The 20713-nt window shown below is 71.7% G+C and carries 19 protein-coding genes; 7 read left to right on the top strand and 12 right to left on the bottom strand.

Translation table 11 applies throughout. From position 1 onward, the window contains the following. The first annotated feature begins 52 nt into the window (after positions 1-52). Complete coding sequence (locus ACIRF9_RS26915; RefSeq protein ID WP_403827211.1) at positions 53-1522, top strand: aminotransferase class I/II-fold pyridoxal phosphate-dependent enzyme; 1470 nt, start codon at positions 53-55, stop codon at positions 1520-1522. 296 nt (positions 1523-1818) lie between these two features. Next, positions 1819-2274, top strand: a complete 456-nt coding sequence (locus ACIRF9_RS26920; protein ID WP_403827213.1) for a cyclic nucleotide-binding domain-containing protein — start codon at positions 1819-1821, stop codon at positions 2272-2274. A 46-nt stretch (positions 2275-2320) separates the two neighbouring features. On the opposite strand, the gene ACIRF9_RS26925 is transcribed toward ACIRF9_RS26920, so the two are convergent. Continuing rightward, a complete protein-coding gene (locus tag ACIRF9_RS26925; protein WP_403827215.1) occupies positions 2321-3628 on the bottom strand; it encodes an MFS transporter in 1308 nt (435 codons plus the stop codon). Positions 3629-3733: 105 nt separating this feature from the next. Further along, positions 3734-4351, bottom strand: a complete 618-nt coding sequence (locus ACIRF9_RS26930; protein ID WP_403827217.1) for a LysE/ArgO family amino acid transporter — start codon at positions 4349-4351, stop codon at positions 3734-3736. Between the two features lie 69 nt (positions 4352-4420). Here ACIRF9_RS26930 and ACIRF9_RS26935 point away from each other — a divergent pair, with 69 nt between their 5' ends. After that, the gene (locus ACIRF9_RS26935; RefSeq protein WP_403827219.1) at positions 4421-5320 is read left to right on the top strand and encodes a LysR family transcriptional regulator ArgP; all 900 of its coding nucleotides are present in this window, start codon (positions 4421-4423) and stop codon (positions 5318-5320) included. Position 5321: 1 nt separating this feature from the next. Here ACIRF9_RS26935 and ACIRF9_RS26940 read toward each other — a convergent pair whose 3' ends face one another. Beyond that, positions 5322-6029: a TetR/AcrR family transcriptional regulator gene (locus tag ACIRF9_RS26940; RefSeq protein ID WP_403827221.1), complete on the bottom strand. Its 708-nt coding sequence runs from the start codon at positions 6027-6029 to the stop codon at positions 5322-5324. Between the two features lie 119 nt (positions 6030-6148). Here ACIRF9_RS26940 and ACIRF9_RS26945 point away from each other — a divergent pair, with 119 nt between their 5' ends. Then, the gene (locus ACIRF9_RS26945) at positions 6149-7366 is read left to right on the top strand and encodes a saccharopine dehydrogenase family protein (protein WP_403827222.1); all 1218 of its coding nucleotides are present in this window, start codon (positions 6149-6151) and stop codon (positions 7364-7366) included. A gap of 100 nt (positions 7367-7466) precedes the next feature. After that, complete coding sequence (locus tag ACIRF9_RS26950; RefSeq protein ID WP_403827224.1) at positions 7467-7715, top strand: WhiB family transcriptional regulator; 249 nt, start codon at positions 7467-7469, stop codon at positions 7713-7715. Between the two features lie 36 nt (positions 7716-7751). Here the strand turns inward: ACIRF9_RS26950 and ACIRF9_RS26955 are convergent, their stop codons facing one another. From ACIRF9_RS26955 to ACIRF9_RS26965, 3 genes are all read right to left on the bottom strand, one after another. Next, a complete protein-coding gene (locus ACIRF9_RS26955) occupies positions 7752-9569 on the bottom strand; it encodes an ATP-binding protein (protein WP_403827226.1) in 1818 nt (605 codons plus the stop codon). Continuing rightward, a complete protein-coding gene (locus ACIRF9_RS26960) occupies positions 9566-10264 on the bottom strand; it encodes a response regulator transcription factor (RefSeq protein WP_403827228.1) in 699 nt (232 codons plus the stop codon). Before ACIRF9_RS26960 ends, ACIRF9_RS26955 begins: the two co-directional genes overlap by 4 nt. Before the next feature lie 260 nt (positions 10265-10524). Continuing rightward, complete coding sequence (locus ACIRF9_RS26965; RefSeq protein WP_403827230.1) at positions 10525-11940, bottom strand: M1 family metallopeptidase; 1416 nt, start codon at positions 11938-11940, stop codon at positions 10525-10527. Positions 11941-12253: 313 nt separating this feature from the next. Between ACIRF9_RS26965 and ACIRF9_RS26970 the strand changes: the two genes are divergently transcribed. Beyond that, complete coding sequence (locus ACIRF9_RS26970) at positions 12254-12601, top strand: DUF488 domain-containing protein (protein ID WP_403827232.1); 348 nt, start codon at positions 12254-12256, stop codon at positions 12599-12601. 22 nt (positions 12602-12623) lie between these two features. Here the strand turns inward: ACIRF9_RS26970 and ACIRF9_RS26975 are convergent, their stop codons facing one another. Both ACIRF9_RS26975 and ACIRF9_RS26980 read right to left on the bottom strand, forming a co-directional pair. Continuing rightward, complete coding sequence (locus ACIRF9_RS26975; RefSeq protein WP_403827233.1) at positions 12624-14297, bottom strand: FAD-binding dehydrogenase; 1674 nt, start codon at positions 14295-14297, stop codon at positions 12624-12626. Between the two features lie 34 nt (positions 14298-14331). Next, positions 14332-14973 carry a TetR/AcrR family transcriptional regulator gene (locus tag ACIRF9_RS26980; RefSeq protein WP_403827234.1) on the bottom strand — a complete coding sequence of 214 codons (642 nt, stop codon included), beginning with the start codon at positions 14971-14973 and terminating at the stop codon, positions 14332-14334. 155 nt (positions 14974-15128) lie between these two features. Here ACIRF9_RS26980 and ACIRF9_RS26985 point away from each other — a divergent pair, with 155 nt between their 5' ends. Next, positions 15129-15764 (top strand): alpha-ketoglutarate-dependent dioxygenase AlkB, encoded by a 636-nt coding sequence (locus tag ACIRF9_RS26985; protein ID WP_403827236.1) that lies wholly within the window; start codon positions 15129-15131, stop codon positions 15762-15764. A 22-nt stretch (positions 15765-15786) separates the two neighbouring features. Here the strand turns inward: ACIRF9_RS26985 and ACIRF9_RS26990 are convergent, their stop codons facing one another. The 4 genes from ACIRF9_RS26990 to ACIRF9_RS27005 are packed head-to-tail and all read right to left on the bottom strand — an operon-like array spanning position 15787 to position 20650. After that, positions 15787-17544: an amylo-alpha-1,6-glucosidase gene (locus ACIRF9_RS26990; protein ID WP_403827238.1), complete on the bottom strand. Its 1758-nt coding sequence runs from the start codon at positions 17542-17544 to the stop codon at positions 15787-15789. Between the two features lie 52 nt (positions 17545-17596). After that, positions 17597-18358 (bottom strand): carbohydrate ABC transporter permease, encoded by a 762-nt coding sequence (locus ACIRF9_RS26995; RefSeq protein WP_403827739.1) that lies wholly within the window; start codon positions 18356-18358, stop codon positions 17597-17599. 56 nt (positions 18359-18414) lie between these two features. Continuing rightward, positions 18415-19398, bottom strand: a complete 984-nt coding sequence (locus ACIRF9_RS27000; RefSeq protein WP_403827240.1) for a carbohydrate ABC transporter permease — start codon at positions 19396-19398, stop codon at positions 18415-18417. Between the two features lie 10 nt (positions 19399-19408). Next, complete coding sequence (locus tag ACIRF9_RS27005) at positions 19409-20650, bottom strand: extracellular solute-binding protein (RefSeq protein WP_403827741.1); 1242 nt, start codon at positions 20648-20650, stop codon at positions 19409-19411. Positions 20651-20713 lie beyond the last annotated feature (63 nt).

The following is a 20713-nucleotide window of genomic DNA, read 5'->3' on the forward strand; positions in this document are numbered from 1 at the left end:
GCTGAGCGGGCCGGGTCGGATTGGCGGGACGGCTGCCGGGAACCCGGCGGCCATGTCTGCCGATCACACCCGAGCCCCCGTTCTGGAAGCCCTCGCCGACTATCACCGCAAGCGACGGCTGGCGTTCAGCCCGCCCGGGCACAAGCAGGCCCGCGGCGCCGACCCGGACGTACGGGCGGTGCTGGGGGACGCGGTGTTCCTCGGGGACGTGCTCGCGTCGGGCGGGCTCGACGACCGGCTCACCCGTGGGCGGGTGCTGGAGCGCGCCGAGGAGCTGATGGCCGACGCGGTCCATGCCGAGCACACGTTCTTCACGACGTGCGGCAGTTCGCTGTCGGTCAAGGCCGCGATGCTCGCGGTGGCCGGTCCGCACGAGAAGCTGCTGATCGGGCGGGACGCGCACAAGTCGGTGGTGTCGGGGCTGATCCTGTCCGGGATCGAGCCGGTGTGGATCGAGCCGCGCTGGGACCCGGTGCGGCGCCTCGCCCATCCGCCGTCGGCCGAGAGCTTCGAGCGGGGCTTCGCGGCCCACCCCGACGCCAAGGGCGCACTGATCACCAGCCCGACGCCGTACGGCACCTGCGCGGACCTGCGGGCCGTGGCCGAGGTGTGCCACCGCCGTTCGCTGCCGTTGGTCGTGGACGAGGCCTGGGGCGCGCATCTGCCCTTCCATCCGGACCTGCCGTCCTGGGCGATGGACGCGGGGGCCGACATCTGTGTCACGAGCATCCACAAGATGGGCAGCGGTCTGGAACAGGGTTCCGTGTTCCATCTGCGGGGCGGTCTCGTCCCGCCGGAGGTGCTGCGGATGCGCGCCGACCTGCTGGGCACGACCAGCCCCTCGGTCCTGCTGTACGCCGGGCTCGACGGCTGGCGCCGGCAGATGGCCCTGCACGGCGAGGAGCTGATGGGCGGGGCCCTGACCCTGGCGGCCGAGACGCGGGCCGCGATCGAGCAGATCAACGGGATGCACGTCGACGGCCGTGATGACTTCTGCGGTCCGGGGCTCGCCAACGACCTGGACCCGCTGCCGGTGGTCATCGACCTCACGGGGCTGGGGATCAGCGGCTTCCAGGCGGCGGACTGGCTGCGCGAGCACCGGGCCGTCGACATGCACCTCTCCGACCATCGCCGGATCGGCGCCCAGATCACCCACGGGGACGACTCCGGGACGGCCGGCGAACTGCTCGCCGCCCTCAAGGAACTCGCACACGCCGCACCGGAACTGCGGCCCGCTCCCCGGATCGAGGTGCCCGAGCCGGCCGAACTGCGGATGGCGCAGGCCCAGTTGCCCCGGGACGCGTTCTTCGGGCCCGCCGAGAGCGTGCCGCTGGAGGAGGCGGCCGGACGGCTCGCGGCCGAGATGATCACGCCGTATCCGCCCGGCATCCCGGCCGTCCTGCCGGGTGAGCGGCTCACCGAACCGGTACTGCGGTATCTGCGCACCGGCCTGGACGGCGGGATGAACCTTCCCGATCCGACCGATCCCGAACTGCGGACGATCAGGGTCGTCCGGGGTTGATCGTGGGTGTCCGCGGGGTGGGAGAAAGTGAAACAGGTCACGTGGCCGGGTTCTGGTTACGCGAAATCTCCGTGGATGGTTTACGGTTCATCCATAGGCGGTGAGCGGGGTCGAGAACAATCCTCCTCCGTGCACCTTCCTTGACAGCCCTGGCTGGCTTCCCCCGTCCAGCCAGGGCTTTTTCCTGCCCTCGCGCCGAAAGTCACCTCCTCCGAGGTGCCCGGCGGCCCGGCAGCGGCTGAAATGGGCTGTGGAGAAAGCACCGCGACCGATCGCCCGGCGAGGAGCACCGCGCCATGACCAAAGCGACCAAACTGCTGACCGCCCTTCCCCCGCCCCAGCGCCATCGTCTGATGGAACTCGCCCGGGAGGTCTCCTTCCCGGAGGACACCCGGATCTTCGAGGCGGGCGGCGTGGCCGACCGCTTCTGGGTCATCCGCTCCGGCGCGGTCTCCCTCGTCCAGCCGGTGACCTCGGTACAGCGGGTCACGGTCGCCAGCCTCGGCGCCGGCGACCTGCTCGGCTGGTCCTGGCTGTTCCCGCCGTACCGGTGGGACTTCGGCGCCGAGGCCTTCAGCCCGGTCCGCGCCTACGAGTTCGAGGCGCGGCCGGTGCTCAAGCTCTGCGAGGAGGACCCGGCGCTGGGGGTGACCCTGGTGCGGATCGTGGCCGAGATCCTCGCCCACCGGCTGGAGATGACCCGCAACAGACTGCTGGAGCAGTACGGGACGCAGCGGCGCAGGGCGCTGTAGCGCGCCCGCACCGGTCTCGGACGCCTCGGACGCCGTGGCGGCCGCCTCAGACGCGGTAGCGGCGCAGGGCCGGTAGCGCGGCGGCGAGGCCCAGCATCAGGGTGACGACGAGCAGACCGCCGCCGGCGACCGCCGCCCGGGGGCCGAAGGCGGCACCCGCCGTGCCGTGCAGGACGTCGGCGAGGCGCGGTCCGCCCGCGACGACGACCGTGAAGACGCCCTGCATCCGGCCGCGCATCTCGTCGTTGGCGGCGGACAGGAGGATCGCTCCCCGGAAGACCATCGAGACCATGTCGGCGATGCCGGCGGCGGCCAGGAACACCACCGCGAGCCACAGGCTGCCGCTGAGCCCGAACCCGGTGATCGCGGCACCCCAGGCGACGACCGCGCCGATCACCATCCAGCCGTGCCGGCGAGCCCGCGAGAACGTCCCGGAGAACAGTCCGCCCAGCACGGCGCCGATGGGGATCGCCGCGAACAGCAGGCCGAGGGCGAGGCCTTCGCCGGAGGAGGCGTACGTCTCGGCGGCGAGCTGCGGGAACAGGGCGCGGGGCATGCCGAAGACCATCGCGATGATGTCCGCGAGGAAGGACAGCAGCAGGACCTTGTGGCGGGCGATGTAGCGGAAGCCCTCCGCGATCTCGCGCACGCCGGCCCGCCGGGCGGTGGCGGCGGCGAGCGGCGGCAGCGCGGGGAGGCGTACGACGGCCCAGAGCGTCACGCACAGCGCGACGGCGTCGACGAGGTACAGCTCGGGCAGGCCGATCACCGGGATCAGGGCGCCGGCCAGCAGCGGGCCCGCGACCAGGCCGGTCTGCATGACGGTGGAGCCGAGGGCGTTGGCCGCGGCGAGTTCCTCCGCGGGGACCAGCCGGGCGATGGAGGCGTTGCGGGCGGGCGCGTTGAGGCCGAAGAACGCCTGCTGGGCGGCGAGCAGCAGCATCAGCACGCCCACCGAGTCGAGCCCGGAGACCGCCTGGAGCCAGAACAGCACCGAGGTGACGGCGATCCCGCTGTTGGTGATCAGCAGCAGCCTGCGCCGGTCCATGGTGTCGGCGACCGCGCCGCCCCACAGGGCGAACAGCACCATCGGCACCAGCCCGGCGAGGCTGGCGTAGCCGACCCAGGCGGAGGAGCCGGTGATGTCGTAGATCTGCTTGGGCACGGCGACGGCGGTGAGCTGGCTGCCGACGGCGGTGACGATGGTCGAGGACCAGAGCCTGCGGTAGGCGGGCCTGCGCAGGGGGCGGGTGTCCATCGCCCAGCGGCGCCAACCCCGCCGGGCGCCCCCGTGCGGACTCGGACCGTCGTCGGCCTCGGCCTCGGGTGCGGTGCTGCTCTCGCTGGTGTCCACACGCTTCCTGGTTGCTCGTTACATCTTTCGGTTCCGGGGGCCACTATCCCAGTACCTCCTGTGGTTTCGCGGCTCTTTTGGACATGCAATCTCAGATTGCGGACATCAGGCCCCTGTGATGAGCAGCACGCCGAGGGTGATCATCGTGGCGGCGACCAGGCCGTCCAGGACGCGCCAGGCGGAGGGCCGGGTCAGGAAACGGCCGAGCAACCGGGCGCCGAAGCCCAGGGCGGCGAACCAGCACAGGCTGGCGAGCGCGGCGCCGAGGCCGAAGGTCCAGCGCAGCGGGCCGCGGTCGGCGGCGATCGAGCCGAGCAGGAAGACGGTGTCGAGGTAGACGTGCGGGTTGAGCCAGGTCAGCGCCAGACAGGTGAGCACGGCCCGGCGGCGCGAGCCCGCGGCCTCGCCGTCGGTGCGCAGGGCGTCCGCGCCGGGCCGGACCACCCGGCGGGCCGCGAGCAGCCCGTACCCGAGCAGGAACGCGCCGCCGATCCAGCCGACCACGGTCAGCGCCTTCGGCCAGGCCACCACCACGGCGCCCACCCCGCCCACACCGAGGGTGATGAGGACGGCGTCGGACAGGGCGCAGATGCCGACGACGGCCAGGACGGCGTCCCGGCGGATCCCCTGGCGCAGGACGAAGGCGTTCTGGGCGCCGATGGCGACGATGAGCGAGAGACCGGTGCCGAAGCCTGCGGCCGCGGCGGCGAGTGCGGTGGACATGCCCTCCACGCTAGGGAGGCGATCACTGCACGTACAGCTAAAGATTCTTACGTATCATTAGCACTCGTGATGACCGACCTTCCTCTGGACCAGGTGCGGACCCTGCTGGCGGTGGTGGACGAGGGCACCTTCGACGCGGCGGCGGCCGCCCTGCACGTGACGCCGTCGGCGGTCAGTCAGCGGGTCAAGGCCCTGGAGCAGCGCACGGGCCGGGTGCTGCTGCTGCGCACCAAGCCGGTGCGGCCGACGGAGTCCGGCGAGATCGTCGTCCGGTTCGCCCGCCAGCTGGCCCGGCTCGAGCGCGACACGCGGTCCGAGCTGGGCATGAGCGGAGCCGGTGAGCCGACGCGGGTGACGGTCGCGGTGAACGCGGACTCGCTGGCGACCTGGTTCCTGCCGGCCCTGAGCCGTGTGCCGCAGGAGCCGCCGCTCTGCTTCGAACTCCACCGGGAGGACGAGACGCGCACGGCGGAACTGCTGCGGGAGGGGCTGGTCATGGCCGCGGTCACCTCCTCGCCGGAGCCGGTGACCGGCTGTTCCGTGCGCACCCTCGGCACGATGCGCTACCTGGCCGCCGCGAACCCGGACTTCGTGGCCCGCCATCTCGACGACGGCCCGCTGCACGAGACGCTGGCCCGGGCCCCCGTCATGACGTTCGACCGGAGCGACGACCTCCAGGACGCGTTCGTGCGCGGGCTGCGGCGGGGCTCCGGCGGCGCGAGTCCGGTACGACACGCCGTGCCGACCTCGGAGGGTTTCGTGGACGCGGTGGCCGCCGGGTTCGGCTGGGGCATGGTGCCCGTGGTGCAGGCCGACGACCTGCTGCGGTCGGGCCGGCTGGTGTCCCTGGCACCCGACCGCCCTCTGGACGTCCCCCTGTACTGGCAGCAGTGGAAACTCGACTCGCCGGCCCTGGCGGCGGTGGCGGACGCGGTGGTGACGGCGGCGGCGCAGGCATTGAGGAACTGACTCAGGAAGCGAGCCGCGTCAGCGTCGCCGCCGCGCTGTCCAGCAGCATCCGCAGGGCCGTCGGATAGGCGCTGGTGACCATGCGGGTGGACAGCAGCGGGGCCGCCTCGGCGATCCGGGGGTGGGTGGCGGCGGGCAGGCGGGCGTACGTCGAGGCCCATTTCGCGTCGTCGGCGCGCTGCGAGGCCCGGGGCAGGGCCAGCGAGGCGGCGTCGAGGGCGGCGAAGGCCAGGGTCTGGTCGATGAAGGCGTGGTAGATCCGGACCGTCTCCGGCAGCGGGAAGCCTGCGGTGCGCAGCACGTCCAGGACGGCCTCGTCGGCGGCCAGCTCGTTGGCCCGCCCGGTGACCCGGCTCGCGGTGAGCTGGGCGGCCTGCGGATGGGCGACGTACGCGGCGTGGATGCGCAGGCCGATCGCGTGCAGGTCCGCCCGCCACTCGCCCGTCGGCGCCCAGCCGCGCAGCGCCTCGCCGATGAGCGCGTCACCGATGGCCAGGGTCAGCTCGTCCATGCCCCGGAAGTACCGGTACAGGGTGCTCGGGTCGCAGTCGAGGGCGAGGCCGAGTCGGCGCGCGGTGAGACCGGTACTGCCGTGCTCGCGCAGCAGGCGCAGCGCCGCCTCGACGATCAGCGGCTCGGACAGCAGCGTACCGCTCTTCGTGGGCCGGCGTCTGCGCCGCTTCTCCTCCGGTACGACCGTCTTCGGCATGGCCGCTCCCGCGTCTGGGTGTCCTTATGCCAACGCCATTGACCTTACGTGAGGGCAGGGCGTTGTATCTCCGGCAGGGCCCCTTCACTCGCACACCTCCGACCGAGGGAGTTCTCGTCATGCGTGTTCTGCTCGTGGGCGCCGGCGGCGTCGGCACCGCCGTCACCCGGATCGCCGCCCGGCGTCCGTTCTTCGAGGCGATGGTGGTCGCCGACTACGACCCCGACCGGGCCTCGGCCGCCGTCGCCGCGCTCGACGGCGACGACCGCTTCCACGCCGAGCGCGTCGACGCGAGCGACGAGGCCGCGGTGGCCGGGCTGCTCGCCCGGCACCGCTGCGACGTGCTCCTCAACGCCACCGACCCGCGCTTCGTGATGCCCCTGTTCCGCGCGGCGCGCACCGCCGGCGCCACCTATGTCGACATGGCGATGTCGCTGTCCCGGCCGCACCCGGAGCGGCCGTACGAGGAGTGCGGGGTCAAACTCGGCGACGCGCAGTTCGCGCGGGCGCAGGAGTGGGAGAAGGCGGGCGGTCTGGCCCTGGTCGGCATGGGCGTGGAGCCGGGCCTGTCCGACGTCTTCGCCCGGTACGCCGCCGACGAACTCTTCGACGAGATCGAGGAGATCGGCATCCGCGACGGCGCGAACCTCACCGTCGACGGCACCGACTTCGCGCCCTCCTTCAACATCTGGACCACGATCGAGGAGTGCCTCAACCCTCCGGTGGTCTACGAGGCCGACCGCGGCTGGTTCACCACCGAACCCTTCAGCGAGCCCGAGGTGTTCGACTTCCCCGAGGGCATCGGACCGGTGGAGTGCGTGAACGTGGAGCACGAGGAGGTCCTGCTCGTCCCCCGCTGGGTGGACGCGCGCCGGGTCACCTTCAAGTACGGCCTGGGCCGCGAGTTCGTGGAGACGCTGAAGACGCTGCACCGTCTGGAGCTGGACCGCACCGCGCCGGTGACCGTGCCCAGCGCGGCGGGCCCGGTGCCGGTCTCGCCCCGTGACGTCGTCGCGGCCTGTCTGCCCGATCCGGCGACGCTGGGCGAGCGCATGCACGGCAAGACCTGTGCCGGCACCTGGGTGCGGGGCGTGAAGGACGGGGCGCCGCGCGAGGTGTACCTGTACCACGTGGTCGACAACCAGTGGTCCATGGCCGAGTACGGCAGCCAGGCCGTGGTCTGGCAGACGGCCGTCAATCCGGTCGTCGCCCTCGAACTGCTCGCCACGGGCGCCTGGTCCGGCACCGGTGTCCTCGGCCCCGAGGCGTTCCCGGCCCGCCCGTTCCTCGACCTGCTGACGGCGTACGGCTCCCCGTGGGGCATGCGGGAGCAGTGAAATGGCCCTGCGGAGTCGTTTCACCCGCGTCCCTCCGGTGACCCGCTCGGGAGCAATGCATCCGGAAGAGCGCATACGACTTCGATCGCAGGTGACTTCGATGGACGACTGGCGACAGCGAGCAGCATGCCGCCACGAGGATCCCGACCTCTTCTTCCCGATCGGCACCTCGGGACCGGCCCTGCTGCAGACGGAACAGGCGAAGGCGGTCTGTCGGCGCTGCCCCGTGCGGGAGCCGTGTCTGGAATGGGCCATGAACACGGACCAGACCCTCGGGGTGTGGGGCGGCACGAGCGAGACGGAACGGCGCGCGATCAGGCGGCGCGCCAAGGTGCGCCGGGGTTCATGACCGCCGTGGACAGGGGTTTTCGACCCGCGCCCCCGCTCAGTCCTCCGCGGGCGCCGCCGCGGCGGGCAGTCGCAGGGTGAAGACGCTGCCGGTCCCGGGGGTGCTCGCGGCCTCGGCGGTGCCTCCGTGGGCGGCCATCAGGTGACGGACGATCGCCAGACCGAGGCCGCTGCCCCCGGTGCGGCGGCTACGGGACTTCTCCGCGCGCCAGAACCGGTCGAACACATACGGCAGGTCCTCGGCCGCGATACCGGTGCCGGTGTCGGCGATCGCCAGGACGACCGCCTCGCCCTCGCGCCGGGCGCTCAGGGTGACCGTGCCGCCCGGCGGGGTGTGCCGTACCGCGTTGGTGACGAGGTTGCCGAGGGCCTGCCGCAGCCGGACCGGGTCCGCGTCCAGCCAGAGGCTGCCGTCGGTATCGGTGCGCAGGGTGACGTCGGCTTCCTTGGCGGCGACCCGGTGGGCGGCGCTCACCTGGGCGAGGAGGTCGTCGGCGGAGACGGGCTCGCGGTGCAGCAGCAGCGTCCCGGCGTCGGCGGCGGCGAGATCGCGCAGGTCGTCGATGACCCGCTGGAGGAGTACGGCCTCCTCGTGCAGGGCGCCGAGCAGGACCGGGTCGGGATCGACCAGGCCGTCCCGGGTGACCTCGAGCCAGCCGCGGATGTTGGTGAGCGGGCTGCGCAGTTCGTGGGCCACGTCGGCGACGAGTGCCTTGCGCTGGGCCTCCAGGCGTTCCCGGCGCTCGGCGAGGTCGTTGAAGGCCTCGGCGAGGATGCCGGTTTCGTCGCGGGTGGTGACGGGCACGCGCGCGTGGCTGTCCGGGGGCTGCTGGGCGGCCGCGGTGAGGGCGCGCAGGGGCCGTACCAGCCGGGTGGCGACGACGGCGGACACAGCGACGGTGACGGCGAGCACCAGGCCGGCCGTGCCGACGACCTTCGTCTTGTTGGCCGGGGACATGTTCCAGCGGGGCGTCGCGGGGTTGTCGCCGCCGCCGAGGAAGAGTTCGGCGGCGGGGGCGACATACGGCTCGAGTTGTGCGATCCGGGCGGCGTCGACGCACTTCTGCAGGACGCGCCTCTCCTTGTCGCCGACGTTCGGGCTCACGGAGAGGGTCGCGCCCGAGCCGCCGGTGACCTCGGCGACGACGAGCGGCGCGTAGCTTTTCTCGCCCTCTCCGGGCAAACAGTCCTTGGCCTGTTCCCGCAGCTCGCCGAGGGCCTTCTGCTCCGTGGGCGTCGGAGCGAGGAGCGCATCGGTGGCCAAGCATGCCTCGGCAACGTAGGGCGGCTCCGTGGAGCCGTCGTCGGCGGTGAGCACCGGCCGTCCGCCGGGGGTGTGCGTGAGGGTCGTTTCGTAGCCGCGCTGCGCGGCGCAGGTCCGCTGTTTCGCGGCCAGGGCATCCAGTTTCGCCCGCTCGTCGGAGGTGAGCCGGTAGGGGCCGACCACACGCGGGTCGATCCCGCTGAGCTGGGCGCCGCGTTCGGTGTAGGTGTCGCTGCGCAGGGGGTCGACGGTGGCGGCGGCGATGGGCGGCAGGGAGGCGCCGCGGGGTGCGGAGTCCGCGATCGGCGTGCGGTCCTCGGTGGTCAGGGCGATGCGCCGGCCGGTCTTCTCGGACAGGGAGCGGACGGTTTTCTCGACGCCCGTCCAGTCGGGGTGGCCGGCGGCGTACCCGCTGAGTTCGGCGAGGATGTCCATGTCGTCGGCGAGGGCCTGGCCCTGTTCCTCGCGCAGGGCGCGGGTGGTGGTGGCGACGGCCAGCCAGGCGGTGGCGGCGACGGAGCAGACGGCGATCAGGACGGAGGTGAACACCATCCGCACCAGCAGCCGTTTACGCAGGGGTATCCGGCTCATCCACGACCGCCGCTGAGCTTGTAGCCGACACCGAAGACGGTGACCAGGCGTACGGGTCTGCGCGGGTCGGCCTCGATCTTGCGGCGCAGGTTCATGATGTGCACGTCGATGGCCCGTTCGGTGGATGACCGGTCGAAACCGCGGGTGCTCTGGAGCAACTGCCGCCGGGAGAAGACCCGTTCGGGTTCGCCGGTGAGGGCGAGCAGGATCTGGAACTCGGCCGGCGTGCACTCGACCGGCCGCCCCTCGCAGAGCACCTCGTGGCGCACCGGATCGACGACGATCCCGCCCGCGCGCACGGCAGGCTCCTCGCGCCGCGCCGCCGCCCGTCCGCTGCGCCGCAGCACGGTCCGGATCCGGGCCATCAGCTCGCGCGGGCTGTACGGCTTGGTCATGTAGTCGTCGGCGCCGACCTCCAGGCCGAGCAGCAGATCCTCCTCGTCGGCGCGGGCGGTGAGCATGAGCACCGGGATGCCGTCGTCCTCGCGGCGCAGTGCCCGGCAGACCGCGTACCCGTCGAGGACCGGCAGCATCAGGTCGAGGACGACCAGGTCGGGGCCGAGCCTGCGGGCCGCCTCGACGGCGGCGGGCCCGTCGTGGACGACGGTGGCCGTGTGGCCCTCGGCGAGCAGGGAGCGTCGGATCAGCTCGGCCTGCATCGCGTCGTCCTCGGCGACGAGTACATGTGCGCACACGCGGGAGACAGCCCTTTCTCAGCGGGCGATTCGAAGTGCCGGACTTCCGGTGGTAGTTGATGGCGACAACGTAGTCGAAGGATCCCTCCAGCGGCCTCGCCCTCCAAAGTGCGCGGCGTCGGCGGAGGCCGCGGCGCCGCCGCCGCATCCGGTGAGCAGGAGGGATGCGGCGAGCAGCGCCGCGTGCGGGCGGTACCTGATCATGGGTCGACCCTGGCCGACAGTTGTGTGGAACTCGTCAGGTCCGAGCACCCGTTCGGCTACGGGGTGCTGGGCTTGCCCGGCTCGTACAGCCATGTCCGGAACAGCACCCCGAGGTCCTTCCCGGACTCCCGCTCCGCGAGGCGCTCGAACTGGGCGGTGGTGCCGTGGCCGTAGCGGTGCTGCTGGGCCCAGGCGCGCAGGATGCGCAGGAAGACGCGGTCGCCGACGGCGTTGCGCAGGACCTGCAGAGTCATGGCGCCGCGGGCGTAGACGGGGGTGCCGAAGATGTTGGCGCCGCTGCCGGGGTTGGCGGGCGGGAACGCCCACAGGCCGTCGGTGGCGGGGCGGGCGTACAGGGCGTCGAAGGACTTCTGGGCGCTGTCGCCGCCGTGCTGCTCGGAGTAGAGCCATTCGGCGTAGGTGGCGAAGCCCTCGTTGAGCCAGATGTCCTTCCAGGAGGTGAGGGAGACGGAGTCGCCGAACCACTGGTGGGCGCTCTCGTGGACGAGGGTGCTCAGTTCGGGGGCCCTGTCGTACACGGGCCGGGTCTGGGTCTCCAGGGCGTAGCCGACGTTCGGCGCGTGGTCGACGATGGAGCCGGCGGCGCGGTACGGGTAGGGCCCGAACAGCTTGCTCTCCCACTCCAGTACGGAGGGCAGCATCTTCAGCACGGGCGCGGCGGCGGTGGCCTCGCGGGCGTCGACGGCGTCGTAGACCTTGATGCCGTCGCGGGTCGTGTACTGGTTGACCTGGAACGTCCCGACGGTGGCGGTGGCGAGGTAGGCCGCCATGGGTTCCTTCTGGCGCCAGTGGAAGGTGGTCTTGCCGTTCCTGGTGCTCTGGCCGAGCAGGACGCCGTTGGACACGGCGGTGCGGCCCTTGGGGACGGTGATGGTGATGTCGTACGACGACTTGTCGAGCGGGTGGTTGTTGGCGGGGAACCAGGTCATGGCGCCCTGCGGTTCGCCGGCGACGAAGGCGCCGTCGTCGGTGGGGATCCAGCCGTCGAGGGAGCCGTCGGGGTCGGTGACCGGGCCGGGCTTGCCGTCGTAGGTGACGGCGACGCGGAAGGACTGGCCCTTGCGCAGGGGGCGGGCGGGGGTGACGACGAGCTCCTGGCCGTCGCGCTGGTAGGCGGCCTTGCGGTGATCGACCGTCAGGCCGGTGATCCTCAGGCCCTTGAGGTCGAGGTCGAAGCGGGTGAGCCGCTGGGTGGCGCGGGCGGTGAGGACGGCCTTGCCGGTGAGGTGACGGCTGCTCGGGTCGTAACCGAGTGTCAGTCCGTAGTGGGAGACGTGGTAGCCGCCGTTTCCGGCGAGCGGGAAGTACGGATCGCCCACGCCGGGGGCACCGACCGAACCGGCGGCGGTGGCGGGCCCGGCCGCCGTGAGGAGAGCCGCCACGGCGACGGGGACGGTGACGACGACGGCTTCGCGACGCAGCAGGGCGGGGCGTCTGCGGGGGTGGGTCACGTGCGCTCCTTGGGGGGTGGCGAGTGATCAAACGTCCCTCAGACTAGGGAACCGGCTGCCGGGAATCGCCCTCATTCAGGTCAAGCCGCGCGGCGTCGCCGGGCGGCCATGACTAGGACCTGTCCGGCCGATCAAGTCGCAGGAAAGCTGCGGTGTCTGCGAAGTGCCGGTGAGCGGGGTGTGGTGCGTGCAGCTGCAAGGCGGAGGAGGGAGTCGACGCGGAGCGTCGGGGACCGACGACAACGCGGCAGATGCGCGTGACACACCCCGCGTCTGCGGCATGATCGGCCGGACAGGTCCTAGGCTCGGCCGCATGAGTGTCCGTGTGCGTCGCGTGTACGAATCGCCCGAACCCGAGGACGGTGTACGGGTCCTCGTCGACCGGCTGTGGCCGCGCGGCCTGGCCAAGGACGCGGCGCGGATCGACGAGTGGCCGAAGGCGATGACCCCCTCGTCGGAGCTGCGCAAGTGGTACCACACGGGCGAGGGGTCGTACGACGAGTTCGCCCGCCGTTACGAGGCGGAGCTGGCCGCTCCCGAGGCGGCCGAACTCCTCGACCACGTCCGTACGTTGGTCGGCGAGGGCCCGGTGACCCTGCTGACGGCCGCGAAGTCCCCGGAGGAGAGCCACGCGGCCGTACTGCTGGGCCTGCTCGGCTGAGCCGTACCGCTGGGTTGTGCCGCTAGGCCGTCTGCTGCGCCGCCGCCCGGCCCGCCGCGCGGCCGGAGAACAGGCAGCCGCCGAGGAAGGTGCCTTCGAGGGCGTTGTAGCCGTGGACGCCGCCGCCGCCGAAGCCGGCCACCTCGCCCGCCGCGTACAGACCCTCGATCGGCTGCCCCTCGGTGCCGAGGGCGCGCGAGTCGAGGTCGGTCTGGATGCCGCCGAGGGTCTTGCGGGTCAGGACGTGCAGCTTGACCGCGATCAGCGGGCCCGCCTGCGGGTCGAGGATGCGGTGCGGGGTCGCGACCCGGCCGAGGCGGTCGCCGATGTAGCGGCGGGCGTTGCGGATGCCCTGCACCTGGGCGTCCTTGCTGTACGGGTTGGTGATCTGCAGGTCGCGCGCCCGGATCTGGCGGCGCAGCCCGTCCGCGTCGAGCAGGGGCTTGTCGGTCAGGGCGTTCATCTTCTCGACGAGCCGGTCGAGGGTGTCCGCGACGACGAAGTCGGCACCGTGGTCGAGGAACGCCTGCACCGGGGCGGGGGCGCCCTTGCCGAGGATCCGGTCGCGGAGCACGGCCTTGCGGTCCTTGGCGGTGATGTCGGGGTTCTGCTCGGAGCCCGAGAGCGCGAACTCCTTCTCGACGATCTTCTGGCTGAGGACGAACCAGGAGTGGTCGTGTCCGGCGATGTCCTCGGTGGTGCGCAGGTACTTGAGCGTGTTGAGGGTGTCGTAGCCCGGCAGGCACGGGTCGGGCAGCCGGCGGCCGAGGGCGTCGAACCACATCGAGGACGGGCCGGGCAGGATGCGGATGCCGTGGCCGGGCCAGATGGAGTCCCAGTTCTGGATGCCCTCGGTGTAGTGCCACATGCGGTCGCGGTTGACCAGCCGGGCGCCGGCCTCGGCGCTGATCTCGAGCATGCGGCCGTCGACGTAGGCGGGGACGCCGGTGACCATCTCGGCGGGCGGGGTGCCGAGGCGTTCGGGCCAGTAGCGGCGGACCATCTCGTGGTTGGCGCCGATGCCGCCGCTGGTGACGACCACGGCTTGCGCGGTCAGCTCGAACTCGCCGATCGGGTCGCGGTTGGAGGCGACTCCGCGGGCCGAGTCGTCGGGGGCGAGGACGGTGCCGCGGACCCCGCGGGCGGCGCCGTCCGTCAGGACCAGCTCGTCGACGCGGTGCCGGTGGTGGAAGGTCAGCAGCCCGTCCTTCGCGGCCTGCTTGGCGTACCGCGCGAAGGGTTCGACGACCCCGGTGCCGGTGCCCCAGGCGACGTGGAAGCGCGGGACGGAGTTGCCGTGGCCGTCGGCGCGCAGATCGCCGCGCTCGGCCCAGCCGACGGTCGGCACGAAGGAGATCCCGTGCCCGGTCAGCCAGTCCCGCTTCTCCCCCGCCGCCCACTCGACGTAGGCGCGGGCCCAGCGCACCGCCCAGGAGTCCTCGTCCTCGGTGCGGTCGAACCGCGCGCTGCCCTGCCAGTCGTTCCAGGCGAGGTCGAGGGAGTCCTTGATACCGAGGCGGCGCTGCTCCGGGGAGTCCACGAGGAACAGTCCGCCGAAGGACCAGAACGCCTGGCCGCCGAGGTTGGCGGCGTTCTCCTGGTCGACCAGGGCGACCCGCCGGCCCCTGCTGGTGAGTTCGTGCGCCGCGACGAGGCCCGCGAGGCCCGCTCCGACGACGATGACGTCCGCGTCCATGGCGACCGTTGCCTTTCTCTGACTGGGGGAGGTTCTATTCCGGGGTGCTGCCGTCGGTCAGCAGCGCGGTGAGCAGTTGCTTGAGCCAGGCGCGGGCCCCGTCCACGTCCTTGTCCAGCAGCAGCTGGGTGGTGACGCCGTCGTACGCGGCGACCACCGCGTGAGCGGCGGCGTCGGCGTCACCGAGGACCGCGGGCAGGGGGGTGTGGCCGCGGGCCCGGGCGAGCCGGTCGGCGATCGCGCGGCGCAGCCTGGCCCGGTGTTCGAGGAGGGTCTGCGCGACGGCCGGGTCACGGGCCGCGTGCACCAGGAAGTCCGTCTTGACCAGCAGCCAGTCGAGGTCGAGGAGCAGCACCTCGGTGACGCGGTCCACGGAGGCCGGTACGTCGAGGTCCGGGCCGTCGCCGGCGAGGGCGTCGGCGACCTGTTGGGCGATCAGGTCGGCGCGTTCCCGGTAGAGCGCGAAGAACAGCTCGTCCAGGGTCGCGAAGTTGGAGTAGAAGGCACCCCTGCTGTAGCCGGCGGCCTCGCAGACCTCCTCGATGGAGACCCGCCCGAAGCCCTTGGCGGCGAACACGGCGAACGCGGCGTCGAGCAGGTTGGCCCGGGTCCGCACCCGGCGCCTGGTGACCCGCCCGGTCGCCCGCTCGCTCTGTTCCGTCTGCTCCGCCGCCACTGCCGGACCTCCGTTCGATACGCGAATGTATCGGATACATCGATGTATCGAAAGATCTCGGGCAGGCTCGCTCGGAATCCGTCAGACCGGATCAGCCGGATCAGCGCGCATCATCCGTATGGAACATATTTTCGATTAAGGCGTACGCTGGGACCATGACCGCGCACCACCTGCAGGGCTCCCTCTTCGACCAGACCGACGAGCCACGGCTCGGCCCCCTGACCGGGCTGCGCCGCACCACGCTCGGCGCCGGCGCCTGGATCGACGTACTGTCGGGCTGGCTCACCGGATCCGACGCGCTGTTCGAACACCTGGTGACCGAGGTGCCGTGGCGCGCGGAGCGCCGGAAGATGTACGACAACGTCGTCGCCGTACCGCGGCTGCTGGCCTTCTACGCGGCGGACGAGGAGCTGCCGCACCCCCTGCTGGCGCAGGCCCGCCGGGCGCTGAGCGCGCACTACGCCGAGGAGCTGGGCGAGCCCTTCGTGACGGCCGGACTCTGCTACTACCGCGACGGCCGGGACAGCGTCGCCTGGCACGGCGACCGGATCGGGCGGGGCGCCCGGGAGAACACGATGGTCGCGATCCTCTCCGTGGGCGCACCGCGCGACCTGCTGCTGCGCCCGGCGCACGGCCACGGCGGCGAGACGGTGCGGCGGCCGCTGGGCCACGGCGACCTGATCGTGATGGGCGGCTCCTGTCAGCGGACCTGGGAGCACAGCATCCCGAAGTCGACCCGCGCAACCGAACCGAGGATCAGCATCCAGTTCCGGCCGCGCGGCGTGCAGTGAACCGCCTCCGGGCAGCGTTGCGTCACGCGCCCGGGTCGGTGGCCGGAGAGGCCTCCCGGCGGACGTGTTCTTCCGTGAGCAGGAGGTAGGCGGCCGCGGTCCAGGTGTAGGCGCGGTCGCGCAGGCCCCGGCCGGTGAGCGCGTCGAAGTTCTCGGCGAAGCCGTGGGTCTCGCACAGCCACCGGAAGCGGGCGCTGATCTCGTCGGCGAGCCGCTGGTGGCCGCAGCGGCGCAGGCCGTCCTCGATGAGGACGGTGGCGGGTGCCCAGATGGGACCGCGCCAGTAGCCGTCGGGGCGGTAGTGGGGCGAGTCGGGCCGTTCGGTGGCGAGGCCGTACGGGGTGAGATGGGCCTCGATGCGGGCGGCCAGCGTCTTGGCCACGTCCTCGGGAAGGTGCTCGCCCAGCACGACGGGCATCAGGTCGAGGAGACTGGAACTGCTCCAGGTCTCGCCGCTGTGGGCGCCTCGCGCGACGAACCGCTCCCCCGTCCACAGTTCGTCGAGCAGGGCCGCCTGGGTCGCGTCCGCGGTTCTCGTCCAGTCCCGGGCGTCGTCGTCCCGGCGGAGTTCCGTTGCCAGGACGGCGAGTTCGCGCAGTTGGAGGACGAGGAACGCGGCCAGGTCGGCGGTGACCACCACGCGCTCGGGGTCGAAGGTCGTGGCGTTGTCCCAGCCGCTGTCGTTGCCGTGCTGGTAGTGGGGCAGCGCGGCGTCCGGGGCGCGGCGCGCGGTGAGCCAGAAGTCCGTCCAGCGTCTCAACCGGTCGTAGGTGTCGGCGAGTTCGAGGTGGTCGAGGGGTTCGGGCAGGCGGCGGCGCAGGCGGGAGAGTGTCCAGCCGTGGATGGGGGGTTTGACGAAGTTGCGCAGAACCTCCGAATGGGTCACCGAGTCGGGCAGCGCCCCGCTCTCGTCCTGGTGGTCGAACGGCAGCGAGAACTGGTCCCGGGCCAGGGCGGGCACGCCCGGTGCCAGGGCGAGGGCGTTGAAGCAGTGGTCCCAGCTCCAGACCTTGTCCATCCAGTGCTTGGACATCAGCACCGCCGGCCGGGTGACCAGCCCCGCCGGGTCGACCGTCGCCGACCACAGGACGTAGACGGCGAGTTCGGCGGCCGGGGCGCTCGAGGAGCGCCAGGGGGCCACCGCGTCGGCGAAGCCGGCGAAGGCCTGCTCCGCCGCGGCCACAACGCCGCCGAACGTCGTCCGGGCGCGGTAGGGGCGGCGTGCGCTGTCGAACTCCTCGACGGCGGCCTCCCATCCGCCGTCGGCCCCGGCGGCGATCGTGAGCCCGCGTTCGGTCTCGCCGATTGCCTGGCTGCCGACGACGTCGTCCACGACGCCGGACAGGACGGTGACCCGGTAACGGCGACCGGTCTCGTACGAGGTGAACACGTACGAGCCGTCCACCGGGTCGCGGTAGAAGTACGTGCCCGTGAAGGGCGTCAGGGCCCGTGCCGCCGCCGTCACGCGCAGACCGAGTCCGGTGCCGCGCAGGCGTACGGTGTCGGCGGCCTCGTACGCGAGGTCGACGTGCCCGCTCTCGTGGGTCCAGCCGAGCACACTCGCGGTCGCCGCGACCCGGGTCCCGGCCCGGTCGCCCGTGGTCGGCTCGAGTGGGACGAGGCGCAGGACGGCGTGCATGCCGTTCTGGTGGGAGACCAGGTGGAGGTCGTCGGCGAGCGTGTTCTCCGCCAGTACCGGGGAGATGTCGAACCAGGATCCGCGCGTGCTGAACGGGATGTCGTGGAGGGAGAAGGCCGGGCCGGGGCGGACGGCGGTCATGAAAGGGCTACTCGTTTCTTCCAGGGGAACGACAGCTGTCTGCCAGGAGGGGTCAGTCCTTCACCGCTCCGGCGGTCACGCCGGCGGCGACATAGCGCTGGGCGAGGACGAGGATCGCCGTGGCGGGCAGCGAGGCCACGACGGCGGTGGCCATGATGGCGTTCCACTCCTGGTTGTTGTTGCCGATGTAGTGGTAGATGCCGAGGGTGATCGGCTCGTGCGCGCCGCCGCCCACGAGGGTGCTGGCGAAGACGAAGTCGGACCAGGACCACAGGAACGCGAACAGCGACACGGTGACCACGGCGTTGCGGCTCATGGGCAGCACGATCGAGCGGAAGGTGCGCAGGGGTCCGGCGCCGTCGGTCTTCGCCGCCTGGAGCAGCTCCTCCGGGATGCCGGACATGAACGCGGTGAAGATCAGCACCGCGAACGGCACGGCCAGCGTGGAGTCCGCGACGATCAGGCCGGGCACCGACCGGAGCAGTCCGAGGCTGAGATAGACGGCGTAGAAGCCCATCGCCATGATGATGCCGGGGATCATCTGGGCGACCAGGAACAGGAAGCTCACGACACCGCCGCCGCGTGGCCGCAGCTTGGCCAGTGCGTAGCCGGCGGGCGCGGCCAGCGCGACCGTGACGACGACGGTGCCCAGACCGATGACGAGACTGGTGCCCAGGTAGGGCAGCTGCTGGTCCAGGACGGCCCGATAGCCCTCCAGCGTGCCGTGCACGGGGAACAGGTCGGGCGGGCTCTTGCGCATGTCCTGGTCGCGGGTGAAGGACACGTTGAGCATCCAGTAGACCGGGGAGAGCATGACGGCGGTGAGGGCGAGGCCGATGGCCGTCTTCCCCCACGTACGGGAGGTTCGGATCACGACAGGGCCTGCTTTCGCTGGACCCTCAGATACACCAGGCCGAAGACCAGGGCCGCGACGACGAGCAGGTTCCCGACGGCGGCGCCGGGGCCGAAGGCGGGCAGCAGGTTGCCGAAGCCGAGCTGGTAGGACCAGGTGGCGAAGGTCGTGGAGGAGTCCGCCGGGCCGCCCTTGGTCATGATCCAGATGATGTCGAAGACCTTGAGCGTGTAGACGAGACCCAGCAGCAGGGTGATGGCGGAGACGGGACGGAGCAACGGGAAGGTGACGCTCCAGAAGCGTCGCCAGGCGCCCGCGCCGTCGAGGGCGGCCGCCTCGTACAGGCTGCCGGGGATGGACTGCAGACCGCTGTACAGCACGACGAGGTTGAAGGGGACGCCGATCCAGATGTTGGCGATGATCACCGAGGTCAGCGACCAGGACGGCGACGTGAGCCAGTTCAGTGGCTCGATGCCGACGGCGCTCAGCAGGGCGTTGACGACGCCCGAGTCGCTGTTGAGCATCCACGACCAGGTGGACGCCGACACGATGAGCGGCAGCAGCCACGGTACGAGGAACAGGGCGCGCAGGGTCGCGGACAACCGGAAGTGCTGGTGGAAGAAGACGGCGAGGGCCAGGCCGATGGCGTACTGGAAGAACAGGCACACGGCGGTGAACACCACCGTGTGCACCAGCGCGGGCCCGAAGGTCGGGTCGTCGAGGACGGTCTGGTAGTTCTTCGGGCCCGTGAAGGGGGCGTCACCCCGGACGAAGGAGCGGACGGTGTAGTTCCGCAGGCTCAGATCGACGTTGCGGTAGAGGGGATAGGCGTAGAAGAGGACGAGGTAGAGGGTGACCGGTGTGAGGAAGGCCCAGGCGGCCCACTGCGGGGAGGTGGGGCGGCGGCGCGGCCCGGGGTGCGCCGGGGGCGGAGCGGCGGTGGCCGCCCCCGTCCGACGGGGCCCGGTCCGGGGGTCCGGCGGGTAGGTCGTCTGCTTCATCGGGTCCACGTCACTTGACGGCGGACTGCGCCGAAGTGAGCGCGTCCTTCGGGGACTTGGCTCCGCTGAGCGCGGACTGGACCGCCTTCCACAGCTGCTCGGAGATCTTGGGGTACTTGGTGCCCAGGTCGTCGCTGGTGCGCCCCTTGGCCGCCTTGACCGCCTCGACCCACGGCTTCAACCCGGCGTTCGTGGCGACCTGCTTGTTCTGGACCTCGGCGGTGGGGGCCACGTAGGAGAGGGTGGTGTCGGTGGCGTAGAGGTTCTCGGTGCTGGTCAGGCAGGTCACCAGTTTCTGGGCGGTGGTGTAGCGGCCGGTGTCGCCCTGGACGGGGAGGGTGACGAACTCGCCGCCGGTGGGAGCCGCCGCGTCGCCGCCGGCCGAGGCGGGTATGGGCAGGACGCCGTAGTCGAAGCCGGCCTTCTCCGCGTTGGCCAGCTGCCAGGTGCCGTTCTCGGCGAAGGCGTAGTCGCCGCTCGCGAACTCCTGCCAGCTGGTGGTCTGGGTGTTGTTGATGACCGAGTTGGGGGCGTAGCCCTTCTTCAGCCAGTCGGTCCACAGCGACAGCGCCGACACGCCCTGGGAGGAGTCGAGTTCGGTGAGCTTCGCGCCGGCGCCCCAGAACCACGGCAGGAACTGGAAGCTGCCCTCCTCGGTGCCGATCGCGGAGAAGGTGATGCCCTTCTTGCCGGCCTTCTTCACCCGCTCCAGCGCCGCGGTCAGCGACGACCAGTCCTTGATCGAGGCGACGTCGACGCCCGCGGCCTCGAGGACGTCCTTGTTGTAGTAGAGGGCGAGGGTGTTCGCGCCGATGGGGGTGCCGTAGGTCTTCCCGCCCGACTGGCCGGCCGCGAGGAGGTTGGGGTCGACCTTCGAGGTGTCCAGCTTGTTGTCGTCGGTGGTGGTGAGGACGCCGGCCTCGGCCAGGGTCGACACGACCGGGTTGTCGACGATGAGCACGTCGGGCGAGTTGTCCTGCTGGGCCGCCAGGAGCACCTTGTTGGTCAGGTCGCTGGTGTCGAAGGCGGTTCGCTCGATCTTCACACCGGCCTTGGTGCCACAGCCGTCGAGCAGCTTCACCCAGGCCGAGTCCTTGGCGAACTGGGGGTAGGGGTCCCAGACGGTGTAGGTGCCGCTGTCCTCGTCCTGCGCGGACGAGCTGCCGTCGGACGAGCAGGCGGTGGTGCCGGTGGCGAGGGCGACGACGGTCAGGGCGGCGGCGGTGAACCGTCGTCCGGTGGTTCTGGTCATGGCGGTTCCGTTCATGGCGGTTCCTTCGGGTTTTCGGCACGGCGAGCCCGGCAAGCAGCGGAG

This window comes from Streptomyces sp. NPDC096132, assembly GCF_044763345.1.
Taxonomy (GTDB): Bacteria; Actinomycetota; Actinomycetes; order Streptomycetales; family Streptomycetaceae; genus Streptomyces.

What these genes read in the sequence shown, in the direction of transcription:
- ACIRF9_RS26930 (WP_403827217.1), bottom strand. Translation starts at nt 4,351, where the DNA reads ATGTCCACCGCACTCGCCGCCGCGGCCGCAGGCTTCGGCACCGGTCTC.
- ACIRF9_RS26990 (WP_403827238.1), bottom strand. Translation starts at nt 17,544, where the DNA reads ATGACCGCCGTCCGCCCCGGCCCGGCCTTCTCCCTCCACGACATCCCG.
- ACIRF9_RS26975 (WP_403827233.1), bottom strand. Translation starts at nt 14,297, where the DNA reads ATGGACGCGGACGTCATCGTCGTCGGAGCGGGCCTCGCGGGCCTCGTC.
- ACIRF9_RS26985 (WP_403827236.1), top strand. Translation starts at nt 15,129, where the DNA reads ATGACCGCGCACCACCTGCAGGGCTCCCTCTTCGACCAGACCGACGAG.
- ACIRF9_RS27005 (WP_403827741.1), bottom strand. Translation starts at nt 20,650, where the DNA reads ATGACCAGAACCACCGGACGACGGTTCACCGCCGCCGCCCTGACCGTC.
- ACIRF9_RS26940 (WP_403827221.1), bottom strand. Translation starts at nt 6,029, where the DNA reads ATGCCGAAGACGGTCGTACCGGAGGAGAAGCGGCGCAGACGCCGGCCC.
- ACIRF9_RS26950 (WP_403827224.1), top strand. Translation starts at nt 7,467, where the DNA reads ATGGACGACTGGCGACAGCGAGCAGCATGCCGCCACGAGGATCCCGAC.
- ACIRF9_RS26920 (WP_403827213.1), top strand. Translation starts at nt 1,819, where the DNA reads ATGACCAAAGCGACCAAACTGCTGACCGCCCTTCCCCCGCCCCAGCGC.
- ACIRF9_RS26945 (WP_403827222.1), top strand. Translation starts at nt 6,149, where the DNA reads ATGCGTGTTCTGCTCGTGGGCGCCGGCGGCGTCGGCACCGCCGTCACC.
- ACIRF9_RS26970 (WP_403827232.1), top strand. Translation starts at nt 12,254, where the DNA reads ATGAGTGTCCGTGTGCGTCGCGTGTACGAATCGCCCGAACCCGAGGAC.
- ACIRF9_RS26935 (WP_403827219.1), top strand. Translation starts at nt 4,421, where the DNA reads ATGACCGACCTTCCTCTGGACCAGGTGCGGACCCTGCTGGCGGTGGTG.
- ACIRF9_RS26995 (WP_403827739.1), bottom strand. Translation starts at nt 18,358, where the DNA reads ATGCTCTCCCCGGTCTACTGGATGCTCAACGTGTCCTTCACCCGCGAC.
- ACIRF9_RS26915 (WP_403827211.1), top strand. Translation starts at nt 53, where the DNA reads ATGTCTGCCGATCACACCCGAGCCCCCGTTCTGGAAGCCCTCGCCGAC.
- ACIRF9_RS26955 (WP_403827226.1), bottom strand. Translation starts at nt 9,569, where the DNA reads ATGAGCCGGATACCCCTGCGTAAACGGCTGCTGGTGCGGATGGTGTTC.
- ACIRF9_RS27000 (WP_403827240.1), bottom strand. Translation starts at nt 19,398, where the DNA reads ATGAAGCAGACGACCTACCCGCCGGACCCCCGGACCGGGCCCCGTCGG.